The sequence below is a fragment of the uncultured Maribacter sp. genome (assembly GCF_947500985.1).
In the GTDB taxonomy this organism is placed as follows: domain Bacteria; phylum Bacteroidota; class Bacteroidia; order Flavobacteriales; family Flavobacteriaceae; genus Maribacter.
Window position 1 is genome coordinate 491,186 of sequence record NZ_CANMTX010000003.1, and the last position, 14,773, is coordinate 505,958.

Below are 14,773 nucleotides of genomic sequence, written 5' to 3' on the forward strand. Positions count from 1 at the left end.
TAAAAAAAATTATTGATGATGAAAAAAATAATTAAATACATCGCTGTTGTTTTTGCCACTGGAGCACTATTTAACTCCTGTGAAACAACAGAACTGGATTTGACAGAAAATCCAAACGCACTGACACCAAGTCAGGCAGATCCCGACTTTTATTTGAACGCTGCTCAGCAAAGATTTGCAGAAGTAGTTGAAGAATTAGGTGAGGATGGCTCAGAAGTTGTTAGAATAGAGAATATGGGTACTAGAATTTACCAAAGTGCTTATTCTCCGTCAAATTTTGATACCGCTTGGGAAAGAGCCTATCAAGAAACAATTAAAAACATTCGAGACATGAATGTTTTGGCCGAAGAGGCAGAATTATTCTATCATATCGGAATGGGGCAGGTAATGGAAGCATACACCATGACACTTCTTGTTGATTATTTTGGTGACGTTCCTTACTCAGAGGCATTTCAAGCTCCAGACATACTAAATCCAAAACTAGATCCGGGTGCAGATATTTATTCTGCTTCTTTAACTCTTTTGGATGAAGCTATTGCCAATTTCGGAAGAACGTCTACGGCAAATCCAGCAATTGATTTTTACTATGATGGAGATGCAACTGCATGGATCAAGGCTAGTAATACCCTTAAATTACGTATATATCTAAATCTTGGGAATACTGCAGCTTTTAACAGTATTATTTCCTCTGGAAATTATATACAAGATGCTTCAGAAGATTTTCAATTTACTTGGGGATCAAACGCTGTTCAGCCAGATACACGTCATCCTGATTATGGTCAGAATTATACAGATCAAGGTGGTGCTGATTATATGTCTATTTGGTTAATGGATATTATGCAGACAACTAATGATCCTAGAATCAGATTCTATTACTATAGACAAAGTGCAACCACACCAGGAGCACCAGGAGTTGCACCGAATGAAGAAACTTTAGCTTGTTCATTAACTACAGCACCTGCACAGTACATTTCCGGTGGCTACGCTTATTGTTCACTTCCTAACGGATACTGGGGCAGAAATCACGGTAACGATGAAGGTACACCTCCAGATGGTCTTTTGAGAACAGTTCCAGGAGTATATCCAGATGCAGGTCAATACGATGATGACAGCTTTGGAGAAATTTCACTTGGATCAGGTGGCGGTGGTGCAGGTATTACACCTATGCTTTTATCTTCTACAGTAGATTTTTGGAGAGCAGAAGTATCAGCCAATACTAATATCGAATCAGCAAGGCCATTCTTGATCTCAGCAGTACAAAAGTCTATTGCCAAAGTAAGTGCTTTTGGATCACTTGATGCAAATGCTGACTTATCAGTAGGACCCACTGCAGCAGACATCTCAACTTTTATTGCTTTAGTTGGCGCTGAGTTTGATGACGCTGAAAGTGAAGAAGAAAAGTTAAACGTAATAGCCGATCAATTCTTCATATCCTTAAAAGGTAACGGGCATGATGGATTTAATTTTTATAGAAGAACTGGATATCCAACGGATTTAGAACCAAATTTAGAGCCGGATCCAGGAGCTTTTATTAGATCTTTCTTCTACCCTGCAAGTGCTTCGAGTGCTAATCAATTTATAGTTCAAAAGCCAGGTGTTGCCGAACAAGTATTTTGGGATACAAATTCAGCCTTTCCAACTTTTCCAGTTGCTAACTAATTCTAAAATTCGAGATAATGAAAAAAATAAATTTATATACAATAGCTATAACTTGTTTAGCACTTGCAGTTTCTTGCGAGAGTGATGACAAGGTGATAGATGACGTGTTAGAAACCTTTACTTCAGGAGCCGTGCTTCGGACTATAGATTCTGATGGTTCTTTTGACATGTTTAGAACAGAAAACACGTTTTCCATAAATATCGAGGAACAGGACGAAACTAATGGAGAATTAATCGATAGAGTTGACATAACGGTAGACTTTGTTGACAATAACACTGAATTAGCGGATGACTCCACATTAGGTGTTGCCTTTGCCACTTTAGCGGCAAGCGATTTCACTATTAATGATAGAGGTTTGCCAGCAGCTGATTTTGCATACACTATGGAAGAAGCTTTAGCTACTTTGGGAGTTGATATCGAATCGGTTTTACCAGGAGATAGAATTGCCATTAATTTAGAATTATTTTTCACAGATGGCAGGTCTTTTAAAGCTGCTGATGCAGCAACAACTGTAACCGGTGGATCTTTCTTTGCTTCTCCTTTTGCATATACTTTACTTATAGATGATGGTATCGAGTTTGATTATGAAGTTAACACTTCCGATGAAATCGATCTTTCTGAAGGTGCTATTAACGAAGATTATGAAGTTTCTATTTCAATAGATGATGACAGTGATGGTAGTTTACTACAAACATTGAACATCTACCGTACTTTTAGAGATTTAACTATAGGTGAAGATGCTGTTGATTTATCTGAGGATGAAGCTTTGTTTGAGACCTTTGAGATTGCGGACCTTTCGTTAGAAGAAGGTGCAAAAGTACTTGAGTTAGATTATTCATTAGCCGACTTATTAGGTGATGATGTGGTAATCACAGATTTATCTGTTGGTGATGACATTCAACTACGTTATGAAATTATTACTGTAGATGGTAGAATTGTTACTACGGATGAAAATGATACTGAATATTTTTATTCTGTGATTACTTCAGAATGTGTTCAACTTAATGCAGATGCGCCTTTCGCTGGTGAATATACAGTTAACTTGACCGATTTATATGGTGACGGTTGGGACGGTGCATTCATAGCTGTTTCTATAGATGGTGGTGAAGAACAAATATTTACTATTGAGACTGGAGAAACTTCTACAGGAACTTTTACTGTGCCTGAAGGTGCTACATCATTAGTTGTGACATATACTAATGGTTTATGGGAAGATGAGCATGTTTATGAAATAATTGATCCTAATGGTCAAAAAGCAGCCATTGGAGGTCCTTTTGAAAGAGATAATTCAGCACCGGCAGTAGCCAGAGAAGTTGAATTAAAAGTTTGTGAATAAAAGCCAACTATATTTTATTGAATCTAAAGGTCACCCTAAGGGTGACCTTTTTTAGTTATATTAGTAACTAAAAAATACTATTTTGATGAAACGACTATTAATTATATTCTTAATTATAATTTTCAATTGTTCATGTAACAACGATTCGATTAATGAAGAGTTACAGGAAATGGTTTTAGAAGATGATAATACTTTTGAAGAAGAAGAAGAAGAAGAAGAAGAAATAACCCAGTCAATTAATCCCAATCCTATTGGTAATATTGCGGGTACAATAGAAACATTCAACAAGGATTTAATTGATGACAACTACATCTTAATCAATGACGCTGGTAACAACTTCGTTTATTTAATGAATAAAAATGCTGAAGTATTACACCAATGGAATCTTAATGGTGGTAATTTAGGAAATGATTGTGAACTTCTTCCTAATGGACAATTGCTGACCATGACTGAATCTGAAGATCCCAAAATTCAACTGGGTGGTACAGGTGGCAAAATTCAGCTACTTGATAAATTCGGTAACATAGATTGGTCATACGTATATTCTACTGAGAATGAAGTATTGCATCATGACGCTGAAATGTTACCAAACGGAAACATCATTATTTTAACTTGGGAAAGAAGAACTGCAGAAGAAGCCAATTCTTTTGGTTATAAAATGGATATTGAATTGTTTCCAGACGGTATTATAGAAGTAAATCCAAATTCTAATGAAATTGAATGGCAATGGCATATGTGGGATCATACCATACAAGACTTTGACAATACCAAAGGAAATTATGGTATTGTAAGTCAAAATCCGCAATTAATAGATATCAACTACACCCAACTAGAAAGTGGTGATATAACCCATGCAAATGGAATAGCTTATGATCCAATTAAAGACCTTATCTATGTAAGTGTAAATTTTTATAGTGAAGTTTGGGTAATTGACCACAGTACAACTGTATTAGAATCATCTTCTCACTCTGGAGGAAACTATAATATTGGTGGAGACCTTGTTTATAGGTTTGGAAATCCCTCTGCATATAAAAATAATGTAGGAGATAGACTATTCAACAATAACCATTATCCAAATTTACTTGCAGATGGCAATTTCGAAAATATATTGATTTTTTCAAATGGATCTGATTTAAACCAATCAATAGTTTATGAGTTAAAACTACCCACAAACTTAATACTTGAACCAAACATTGATAATGAACCTGAAATAATTTGGCAATTCACAGATCCCGACTTGTATGCACCTAGAGTTTCTGGCGCAGTAAAACTACCAAATGACAATATATTAATTACCGAAGGTGATTTTGGTCTTTGGGAAGTTACTAAAGACAAAGAAGTGGTTTGGAAATTTACAGGTGATGGTTTCTACTGGAGAGGTTATAGTTTCAGCAAAAATGACCCTACAATTTTAGATCTACTACAATAATTATATCTAAGATATATTTTGATAAATTATCGACTTCAAATTATTTACTTTATAATATTCCAACCTATTAATTATCAAAAAATCACAAAAAAGTTCCCAACTTATAAGTAAATTTCATGAACCAATATCAATGACAATGAAGAATTTTTTTTTATCGATTACTGTATTATTATTTTGTCAAATTTGTCAATCACAAAATTTAAGTACAGCCCCAACCTCAGAAGCAGATATGTTTAGCAATGCCAGAGGAGGTAGTCCTATGTTAAATTTAGTAATGATGGACTTAAGAAATAACCAGCAACAAAAAGACCTGGGCGAAGTTGTAGGATCCCCGTACTCGACTCCTAATTTCATAAAAAGTTCATTGTTTTATGGTGAAGAATCTCAAGGCGAGTATTATGTTCGATATAATGCCCTAAACAGTATAATAGAAATTAAAAAAACTTCATCTACCGAAGAAGAGCCAAAACAACTTTATGCAGATAAACAGGTAAGAGTAAAATACTTAAATAAAGAATTACGTTTCACTACTTATATAAATAAAAAAAATGAAACTAAGAACGGTTATCTTTCTCTCATTTATGACGAAAAAAAATACAAGCTTTATCACAGGCTAGCCGTTAAATACTCTGAAGGAAAGGCTGCAGCCAATTCTATGGTATCAGATATACCAAGTAGATTTGCTCACTTTGAAGAATATTACTTTCAACAAGAAGGTATTAACAGAATAGATTTCCTTCCGTCACAAAATGGTAAATTCTTAAAACAATTTAAAAAAGAGGTACGAGAGCAACTTAAAACTTTCATTCAGGAAAAAAACATTAATTTAGTTAACGAAGAAGATTTAATTCAAACTTTTAAATACTTAAATACTATATAATTATGAAGAAGTACTATATGCTTATTTGTTTTATCGTAACGATACAAACATACTGTTATTCTCAGGTATTTACCGAAGCACCAACAGGAACAACATTTGCAGAAAATAATATCTATTCTAACTTTCAGAAAAAGACACCAATGATGCAAGAACTATTTCAGAAAGTAAGAAATAGCAGCGATGAAATTAAATATGATGTAGGCTCAACATTAGGCAGTCCTTTTGAAAATGAAGAATACGAAAAAGGAAAAGTAATTTATAATAATGAAATTTTAGGAGATTATTATTATCGATTTAACGCATATAACCAAGAGGTTGAATTGAAAAAAACTTTGCTTCCTGAAGAAAAAATGGAGGCACTAATTAAAGACCCGTTAGTTTCATTGGAAACGAATGGTGATTATTATGTTTACACCTCAATGCTTTCAAAAAATCAAAAAATTGAAGAAGGTTATGTTAAGTTATTTTACTCGGGAGATAAATATAAATTGTATGAAAGATATTTTGTAAAATTTAAAGAGGGTAAACCTGCTGAAAACTCCATGGTCAATCCCATACCAAGTAAATTCACAACCTATAAGGAATACTTTTACAAAGATAAAAATGAAGACATCATTAAGGAAATACCTTTTAAAAAATCTAAATTTTTAAAGATTTTTTCCAATGATGATTTAATCGAGATTAAGGAATTATTGAAGTCAAAAGACTATAACTTAAATGATAAGGAAGATTTAACCGACTTATACAAATCTCTTGAAAAGAGAACTGATTTTTAAATTCATTAAAGATTTAATATTTAAAACCGCCCAACAATTGTTGGGCGGTTTTTATTTACCTTTGCCCCATGCAAAAAACCACTCAAATTTATGGCTTAAGAGCCATTATAGAAGCTGTCAATTCAAATGAAGAGATAGACAAGGTATTTCTACAAAAAGGTCTTAAAGGAGATCTTATGAAAGAATTGGAAGGTTTATTGCGTCGTAATGAAATCAATATGGTGTATGTGCCTATTGAAAAGTTGAACAGACTAACAAAAAGCAACCACCAAGGTGCCGTTGCTAACATTTCCCCAATCGCATTTCATACCCTTGAAGATTTGGTTGAAAAGGCAAATACAAAAGAAGGTCCGGCTTTATTTTTATTACTGGATCAACTATCTGATGTACGAAATTTTGGTGCTATTATTAGAACAGCAGAATGTACAGGTGTTGATGGCATTATCGTTCAAAAGAAAGGTGCCGCTCCAGTAACTGCAGATACTATAAAAACTTCTGCTGGTGCAGCTTATAGAGTGCCAATAGCAAAAGTTGATCATTTAAAAGATGCTGTTTTCTATTTACAAGCATCAGATATTAAAATAGTATCGGCTACAGAGAAAACAGATGATTCTGTTTATGATGTTCCTTTTACTGATTCTATAGCTATTGTTATGGGTGCTGAAGATCGTGGTATTACACCTTCTATTTTAAAAGCTTCAGATTATAGAGCTAAGCTACCGTTACTTGGTGAAATAGAATCATTGAATGTTTCTGTTGCTTGTGCCGTGTTTTTGTACGAAGCAGTTCGCCAACGTTTGTAATTCAACATTACATTTTAGATTCATTTTCGGAATTTTCTTTAAAGATGTAGTTAATTTTAAAACTACTTTCTTCATCGATATCTTCTTCTGTGGGTAATTCTCTAAAGTTTCCGTTTTCATCAAAATGTTGCAAGAATAGGTCGTCTTCCTCTTTAAAGCCTTCCTTTTCCCATTCATATTTTTTGGTTGGTGGAATACGTGCTTTAACGACTTTAGCTAAAAACAATCCGGTTAAGAAACCTCCTAAATGTCCTTCCCAAGACATTCCCTCTTTTACTGGAAATATGTACCAAAGCATGCTTCCATATATAAAAACAACAATTAAAGAAAGTGCTACCAACCTGAAATAAGAGCTAAATATTCCTTTAAAAAAAATAAAGCTGGCTAGAACATAAATTAGTCCACTAACACCAATGTGATAAGATGTGCGACCAATCATCCATGTTAAAAATCCTGATAATACTATTCCGTACAAAACCACCTTCCAAGCAACATCTCTATAAAAGTACCACAAGGCAGCTAGTAGAATTGCTAATGAAATAGTATTGTTATATAAGTGCTCTAAAGAACCATGAATAAACGGACTCAGTACAATTCCTCGTAAGCCAAGTTTTGTTCTGGGCATTACCCCAAATTCATTAAAATTCACCCCTAAAGTCAATTCTAACCAATATACGCCCCATATCAAAATCATTGCTAATAGTGGAATAGCAACTACTTTGTTAGAAAATTTATAATGTCCCATTTCAGACATGAGCTTAATTTTGTATTAGAATAACAATTATACTACCAACGTTTACAAATTGGTCATATTGTCATTCCAAACCTTACTTAACTATCAATTGGCACGCAACTTTTTTATTCTCATTGTAGTTTAGTATACTTTTGTACTATGAATGAACCTTTAGCAGAACGCGTACGACCTAAAACATTAGACGAATATATTAGTCAACACCATCTGGTAGGTGAAAAGGGTTCGCTTACGCATCAAATTAAAAAGGGTATTATTCCGTCATTAATACTTTGGGGACCTCCTGGTACCGGTAAAACAACATTGGCCAACATCATTGCAGAGCAGAGCAAAAGACCTTTTTATATTTTAAGCGCCATAAATAGCGGTGTAAAAGATATTAGAGAAGTAATCGATAAAGCAAAACAAGCTGGCGGATTATTCACTGCTAAAAACCCCATTTTATTTATTGATGAGATACATCGATTCAGTAAATCTCAACAAGATTCTCTTTTGGCAGCTGTTGAAAAAGGTTGGGTAACATTAATTGGAGCTACTACAGAAAACCCAAGTTTTGAGGTTATACCTGCACTACTCTCTCGTTGTCAAGTGTATGTTTTAAATGCCTTCGGAAAAGAGGATTTAGAAAACCTTATAAAAAGGGCAATGGAGAAAGACACATTGTTAAAGTCTAAAATAATCGAACTTAAAGAAACAGAAGCTTTGTTACGTTTATCTGGAGGTGACGGTAGAAAATTACTGAATATTTTTGAGCTCGTAGTCAATTCTGAAGCAGGTGACAATATCGTCATCACCAACGAATTAGTATTATCTAAAGTTCAGAAGAATACGATGTTATATGATAAAACAGGTGAGCAACATTATGATATTATCTCGGCTTTTATAAAATCTATTAGAGGTAGTGACCCCAATGGAGCTGTATATTGGTTGGCACGAATGATCGAAGGTGGTGAAGATGTAAAATTCATTGCACGTAGAATGCTCATTTCTGCATCTGAAGATATTGGTTTAGCAAACCCAACTGCTTTAGTCATGGCAAATACCACATTTCAAGCAGTTACTGCCATTGGTTACCCAGAAGCGCGTATAGTGTTAAGTCAATGTGCTATTTACCTTGCAACCTCAGCAAAAAGTAACGCGAGTTATATGGCAATTGGTAAAGCACAACAAGCTGTAAAACAAACCGGGAATCTGACCGTACCATTACCGCTAAGAAATGCACCTACCAAATTAATGAAGGATTTGGGGTACGGACAAGAATATAAATATGCCCATGACTACCAGAACAACTTTGTAGATGCCGAGTTTCTACCCGATGAAATTAAGGGTACAACATTCTATAAACCTGGGAATAATACAAGAGAAAAAGCCCTTAGCGATTTTCTAAAAAATAGGTGGAAGGCGAAATATAACTTTTAGAATTTAATATTCAGTTCTTCTTGAACTAGTTTCTCATTTTCATAGTATTCAAAAATCCAATTTCCATCTTTTTGGTACACCATACCATTTTTAGTATCTGTTTTTGCTATAAAGACATTATCAGTTGAGCTTTTTAATAAATTCATTCTAACCTTAGGCGAACTATCTACCAACTGATATCCATTATCTGTTGCCTGAGCATACAACATAGCTGCAGGTGAAGGCTTCTTAACTTCTAGACTTTTGAAACCAGGCTTCTGAGTTTCTGTCTTTTTAATGTTCGACTCAACGGGTGTATTATCTTTAAAATACTGAGTTTTCTCCGTTTCTTCAGAAATTACGTTTGGCGCTCTTTTTACATTTACTTCTTCTGCTGCTTTTTCTGCTGCTTTTTCTGCCTCTAGAGCTTTACTAGCTTTAGACTCATCAAGCTTTTTAACGTCATTTCTAAAATTAACGGTAACAGCCTTGTCTTTTTTGTCTTTGACTGTGTAACTATAATTCATGCCATTAAATGAGCGCATAGACTCTCTAATAGCTTCATTATAGGCTACTTTATATTCCTTTTCTTTGCTGATGCCCTCCATGGTACTAAAAACGATTTTATCATTACAATCTTTTAAGTTGATAGTAGTTTTTGTAGAAAACATACTACTGTCATCTTGCAAATCTGCCAATACACCTAAACATCTATTAAATTTCAAATCTTCGGGCAATTGATCGTCATATACCGCAACAAAACCTTTACCGGTAAACAGATGTTTTACCAACGTACTTGTTTGGTGTTCGTTCATATTTTTAAAAGCATCAAACTTTTTAGGTACGATGATATATTTATAATCATCTAAATTAGTTTGTGCGAATGAAGAAAATCCTATAAAAGTGAATACTAAGGCGATAACTATTTTCAAAACGTTGTAAATTTTAAATTCACGGTAATATATGAAAAAAGCATGCCAAAAAAATAAAAACCCGCGAAGAAGATATGCTACTTATTACGCCCCCAAGAAATAATATTCAATCCGAATTGAAATGAAGCGTAGTTCGTGGCCGCTATATTATTATAAGATAATAAGTTATCTGCCATTAGATAAAGGTTGACAGGTCCGGCTTGCAGGTTCATTCCTAAACCTATATTGGTAGAACTAAATTTATCTATGGTATATGTTCCCTTAAGTGCTAAAACATTACCTATTCTACGAGTATAAAAACCGGTCAGTGCCATTTGCGGTCCTCTTGGTCGGTTGATCATATAAAGTTGCCCACCCACAGAATTTCGATACTTGGTACGCAATTCGCCACCACCAGAAGATCCGGCTGTACAATCGCAACTTTGAGACCCACCGTTACCTACAAACTCACCGAAATCATTTCTAATCGATGCGTACATTTTTGTAGGTCTAAACGAAACATAGCTTTGGGTATCTGTTTCAAACGGTACGGCAACTTCTACCTCATCAACTAAATCTTGCCAAAAATCTCGATCAAGACTCGCAAAATTATCTAGTATATCTATTTCAATACCTTCAACTGTTGTGTTCCCATTTAGACTATAACTTTTTGTATCACCAGAATGATAGATAAATCCTACATCTAATAAACTACCCGTTACCGTAGTACGTTCAGACAAATGATAGGTAAAACCAAGATCTAGACCTAAACCAAGATCACCACCAAAAAGGGCACGGCTAATGATTTCATTACCTAAAGTTTCAGAATCATTTGCGTCTCTCAAAGCACGGAGACCTGATGTTCGTAAAAGTAAATCAGCATTTAAATTCGTTGCAATTCTATTATTCTGACCCGCTACACTACGTAAATGACCGTTGTTAGTTGAAGAGCTGTAATCTGCAATTGCTGAATATAATTTACCTCTTGCGCCAACCGTTAAATTACGGTCTATTTTTTTATTGATACCGAAATGAAAAACATTCACCAAAGAACCACGAACTTTTAAATCGCCCAAATCGTAACTTCTACCCAATTGATCTGCATTACCGTCATATATTAGGTATGCAAGATCTTGAGGCCAGTAGCCTATATTATCAAACTCAAGATACCCCCCAAAGGAGTAGAATATATTCGGATTCTCACTTCTGAATCCGCCACTCAAATATTCCATTTGTATCGTAGTACTCAACTCATCATTAGGTGTAAGCACATCTAAAGCCCGCTCCCTAAATTTTATATTGATATCTACCCCGTCATTAGCGAAAATATCATGTATAGAAATTGCGTTAGAGCCCCCATAACCAGAAATACCAGATAATAAAGGTACACCTGCGTACCATTTAAAATCAGATTCTACACCAGGGTTTACAGATAGTGATTGTGGTATTTCATTAAAGTCATAAAGAATTTGCTTATTCTGAGATTTTAAACTCAAAGTAAGCAATACGCCAGCTATAAAAAAGCAATGGCATAATCTCATCGTATGTCTAAAGTAAATTGTGCGCTAGAACGAAGCACTATTGCGGGATCTGGCAAACTTGAAGAACTACTATTATCACCTAAGTTTATCGCTGTTAGCCTTACTTCTGAGGTCGCTTTTATAATATCGAGGCTTTTACCTGTAGCGCCATATGCCACATCTCTTTGTAGAATAGCCGTAGGTGCGGCATCCATACTAAAAACTTCAGTATCTATAACGTTTTCGGCTTCATCTAAAAATTCAAGTCTAATTTCAATAGGCTTACTGGTAGTATTCTCTAACTCATAGGTTATAACACCAGACAATACCCTTTCTGCAAAGAAGGGTTCCTCAAAGGCATCAAAATTAAAATCTTGGGTATAAAAGTTTAGACCCTCTACTCTATTAATTAAAGTTTCTTGTGCTTTGACATAGAAGATGCTAGCTTCATAACTTGGGGTAATGGCTAAATCATCTATCTGATCAAAATCTTGCTCTTCAGAACAAGAGATAACCAGTAGAAAACCTACCAAAGCCAATAACAGAAAACGTACCCCTTTCATCACCTCTTCAAAGTTTATTACATATAGACAGCAATCTATAATAACAGTAACTCTATAAAAGGGATTTTATTTCTTGCAAATCGTAAATTATAGGAGCTATATTGTGAATTTCCTCTTTGTGCGCATTAAAGTGTATGGTATGAAAACCTAAAGATTTCGCACCCAAAATATCTGCTTCTAAGCTATCACCGATCATTATTGACTTTTCTGGCACTACACCAGCTCTATTTAAAGCCAAATTAAAGATAACCGGATTCGGTTTTTTAGCTCCAGCCATTTCAGAGTCAATAATCTGATCAAAATAGCTGTGAATACCAGAGTTTCTAAGCTTCTTATCTTGAACTTCTTGAAAACCGTTGGTAATGATGTGCAGTTTATATTTAGGTTGTAAATAATCTAACACCTCAATAGCATTAGGAAAAAGGGTATTAAATGATGATAAATGATTAATATATTCTTCGGATAATAAATGGATGAGATCATCTGTAGCAGGATGCCCCATAGTATCAAAAACCGATTTTAGTCGCTGATACCGCAATTCAGATTTTGTTATTTTCTCTTCTCTAAACAATTTCCAAAACTTCAAGTTTGTAGGCACGTACACCTCTAGAAAATCTTGTAATTCTACACCTACTTTATGATCGTTGAATATTTTTTCAAAAGTTAGCGCCGAGTTTTTATCAAAATCCCACAAGGTATGATCTAAATCAAAAAATACATCTGTTACTTTATTTTCAAACATGTTGTTGTTTTATTACTTCGGTGTACACATTCATCCAATCTCTATCATCTTTATTACCTAAGACTTCATTAGAGAACATCGTTATAAGCGTACCATTAACTTCTCTAACCTCATTAGAGATCAATTGTACCTGACGTAATACTTCTTGATCTTTCTTAATTTTTGAAAGCGATATATCATGAATTGCAAACGGATGCACTTTTATAGGCTGCTTTACTTCTAGCGGAACATCATAAAACTGAAATGGTGTACAGGTACCTGCCCTAAAACCAAGTTCAAAGGTATACCCCATAGTGTAGTCATTGGTAAATTCTGCCGCAATGAGATTACGGTAGGTTTGAGGTACATCGACTCTATTGTACCGCATTTTACAATTATTTACAGGTCTGTTAATGACCACTTCTAAATTGGCTTTCTCTTTCTTTAAGAGTTCTAGATCAGAAAATGAACTATAGCTAGCTGCCAATGATACCGGCACATAATCAGCTACATATTTTATAAGTGACTTAAATTTAATACTATTAGTAGATACATTTTTATCGTACTTAGAATAATCTGCATATTGAAAGAAGAAATTACACTTTACACTATATTTTTTGTGCAGGGCAATTAATTCAGCATAATTATCATAAGGATCTTTCTGCCTGTTTAAACCTACCGCTATACGGTCATAAACTCTTTTAAGCTTAAATGTAGCTATGTCCATTAGCATGCCCGCCAAGCCACGAATTACACCCCTATTAGCATAGCAATGTGAAGTTGCCACATCAATTACAGAAACAAAATCATACGTTTTACCCTTATGTTCCAAATCTGGAAAACGCTCTTTTAGCGCATCCAATAATTTAAGAGCCCAAATATCTACAACTGGTTTTTGAAGGAATCCATTTTGAAAAGCGATACTATCTTTCGGTGAAAATCTACCATGAATATCCTTTACATGCGGCAAGTATTCTTCATACCTTGAAAGTAGAAAAAAACTAGCGGCAAAAATATCAAACGGTAGGTTACTACGCTCTCCTGCTTGAAAAAAACAAGGTACATCTTCCCACACTGCAATATTTAATTCAATATCATTAATGCCCTGATCAAAAAGCAACTCGTTACTACGAACAAAAAACTCGTTCTGTAGCGGTTGTTTTGTATATGTTATTTTTGGTCCGGTATGCTTTATAAACTCCTCTACCTTAGTGGTAAAATCAAGTTCAATACCTAATATATTCACGAAGATATGCCTCATAATATAGGTAAGACGAGGTGTGATTTTATGTGTATAAATCAATAACATCTATAGAATTTTTTCATCTGCAAAGCTATAGTAACTTTTTTGGGTAATGATCAAATGATCCAACACTTTAATATCTAAAGTTTCACTAGCAACTTTTATCTTCTGGGTAATCTGTTTATCTGCTGCACTAGGTCTTAGTGTACCTGAAGGGTGATTATGAGCCAAAATAATTGCTACTGCGCCTAATTCTAACGCCTGTTTCATAACAATACGCACATCTACTAAAGTACCTGTTATACCACCTTTACTCAACTGTGCTTTATGCAATACTTTGTTGGAGTTATTAAGAAAGAGAATCCAGAATTCTTCATGTTCCAAATCGCCTAGCAAGGGTTGTAAAATCTCGTAAACATCTTTACTGCTTCCTATTTTTTCAATTTTAGCGGCATCTTCTCCACGTCTTCTTCTACCTACTTCTAAAGCAGCTGCAATACTTACTGCTTTTGCTTCACCAATACCTTTAAAGGTCATCAGCTGTTTTATAGAAAGTCTACCTAATTCATTGAGGTTGTTATCTACAGATGCCAAAATACGTTTAGATAGTTCAACTGCACTTTCTGATCTACTGCCAGAACCTATTAAAATGGCAATCAATTCAGCATCAGATAATACCGAACGACCTTTGTGAACTAGCTTTTCTCTTGGCTTATCATCATCTGACCAATTTTTAATAGATAACGAGGTTGGTTTATCGTGCATTGGCTAAAGATACAGAA

14 protein-coding genes are annotated in these 14,773 nt (G+C 34.6%); 7 read left to right on the forward strand and 7 right to left on the reverse strand.

Features of this window, described 5'->3' with window-relative positions:
• Positions 1-15: 15 nt before the first annotated feature.
• The 6 genes from Q0871_RS08665 (at position 16) to rlmB (ending at position 6,884) form a co-directional block, all read left to right on the forward strand.
• A complete protein-coding gene (locus tag Q0871_RS08665; protein ID WP_299321125.1) occupies positions 16-1,659 on the forward strand; it encodes a SusD/RagB family nutrient-binding outer membrane lipoprotein in 1,644 nt (547 codons plus the stop codon).
• Between the two features lie 17 nt (positions 1,660-1,676).
• Positions 1,677-2,996 (forward strand): hypothetical protein, encoded by a 1,320-nt coding sequence (locus tag Q0871_RS08670; protein WP_299321126.1) that lies wholly within the window; start codon positions 1,677-1,679, stop codon positions 2,994-2,996.
• 85 nt (positions 2,997-3,081) lie between these two features.
• Positions 3,082-4,425 (forward strand): aryl-sulfate sulfotransferase, encoded by a 1,344-nt coding sequence (locus Q0871_RS08675; protein WP_299321127.1) that lies wholly within the window; start codon positions 3,082-3,084, stop codon positions 4,423-4,425.
• Between the two features lie 136 nt (positions 4,426-4,561).
• On the forward strand, positions 4,562-5,305 hold the full coding sequence (locus Q0871_RS08680) for a hypothetical protein (RefSeq protein WP_299321128.1): 744 nt from the start codon (positions 4,562-4,564) through the stop codon (positions 5,303-5,305).
• Positions 5,306-5,307: 2 nt separating this feature from the next.
• Entirely contained in the window at positions 5,308-6,081 is a 774-nt protein-coding gene (locus Q0871_RS08685; protein WP_299321129.1) for a hypothetical protein, read from the forward strand.
• Positions 6,082-6,149: 68 nt separating this feature from the next.
• A complete protein-coding gene (rlmB, locus tag Q0871_RS08690) occupies positions 6,150-6,884 on the forward strand; it encodes a 23S rRNA (guanosine(2251)-2'-O)-methyltransferase RlmB (protein WP_299321130.1) in 735 nt (244 codons plus the stop codon).
• Between the two features lie 7 nt (positions 6,885-6,891).
• Here rlmB and Q0871_RS08695 read toward each other — a convergent pair whose 3' ends face one another.
• A complete protein-coding gene (locus Q0871_RS08695) occupies positions 6,892-7,638 on the reverse strand; it encodes a rhomboid family intramembrane serine protease (RefSeq protein ID WP_299321131.1) in 747 nt (248 codons plus the stop codon).
• A gap of 138 nt (positions 7,639-7,776) precedes the next feature.
• On the opposite strand from Q0871_RS08695, the gene Q0871_RS08700 reads away from it, so the two are divergent.
• On the forward strand, positions 7,777-9,054 hold the full coding sequence (locus tag Q0871_RS08700; RefSeq protein WP_299321132.1) for a replication-associated recombination protein A: 1,278 nt from the start codon (positions 7,777-7,779) through the stop codon (positions 9,052-9,054).
• Here Q0871_RS08700 and Q0871_RS08705 read toward each other — a convergent pair.
• From Q0871_RS08705 to radC, 6 genes are all read right to left on the reverse strand, one after another.
• On the reverse strand, positions 9,051-9,965 hold the full coding sequence (locus tag Q0871_RS08705; protein WP_299321133.1) for a hypothetical protein: 915 nt from the start codon (positions 9,963-9,965) through the stop codon (positions 9,051-9,053). The two genes, Q0871_RS08700 and Q0871_RS08705, sit on opposite strands and share 4 nt — an antisense overlap.
• Before the next feature lie 77 nt (positions 9,966-10,042).
• On the reverse strand, positions 10,043-11,485 hold the full coding sequence (locus Q0871_RS08710) for a DUF5723 family protein (protein WP_299321134.1): 1,443 nt from the start codon (positions 11,483-11,485) through the stop codon (positions 10,043-10,045).
• Positions 11,482-12,027 carry a hypothetical protein gene (locus tag Q0871_RS08715; RefSeq protein ID WP_299321135.1) on the reverse strand — a complete coding sequence of 182 codons (546 nt, stop codon included), beginning with the start codon at positions 12,025-12,027 and terminating at the stop codon, positions 11,482-11,484. Before Q0871_RS08715 ends, Q0871_RS08710 begins: the two co-directional genes overlap by 4 nt.
• 52 nt (positions 12,028-12,079) lie before the next feature.
• A complete protein-coding gene (locus tag Q0871_RS08720; protein ID WP_299321136.1) occupies positions 12,080-12,769 on the reverse strand; it encodes a YjjG family noncanonical pyrimidine nucleotidase in 690 nt (229 codons plus the stop codon).
• Positions 12,762-14,009, reverse strand: coding sequence for a polysaccharide deacetylase family protein (locus Q0871_RS08725; RefSeq protein ID WP_299321137.1), 1,248 nt, complete (start codon positions 14,007-14,009; stop codon positions 12,762-12,764). Before Q0871_RS08725 ends, Q0871_RS08720 begins: the two co-directional genes overlap by 8 nt.
• 48 nt (positions 14,010-14,057) lie before the next feature.
• Positions 14,058-14,756 (reverse strand): DNA repair protein RadC, encoded by a 699-nt coding sequence (gene radC, locus Q0871_RS08730; protein WP_299321138.1) that lies wholly within the window; start codon positions 14,754-14,756, stop codon positions 14,058-14,060.
• Between the last annotated feature and the right edge of the window lie 17 nt (positions 14,757-14,773).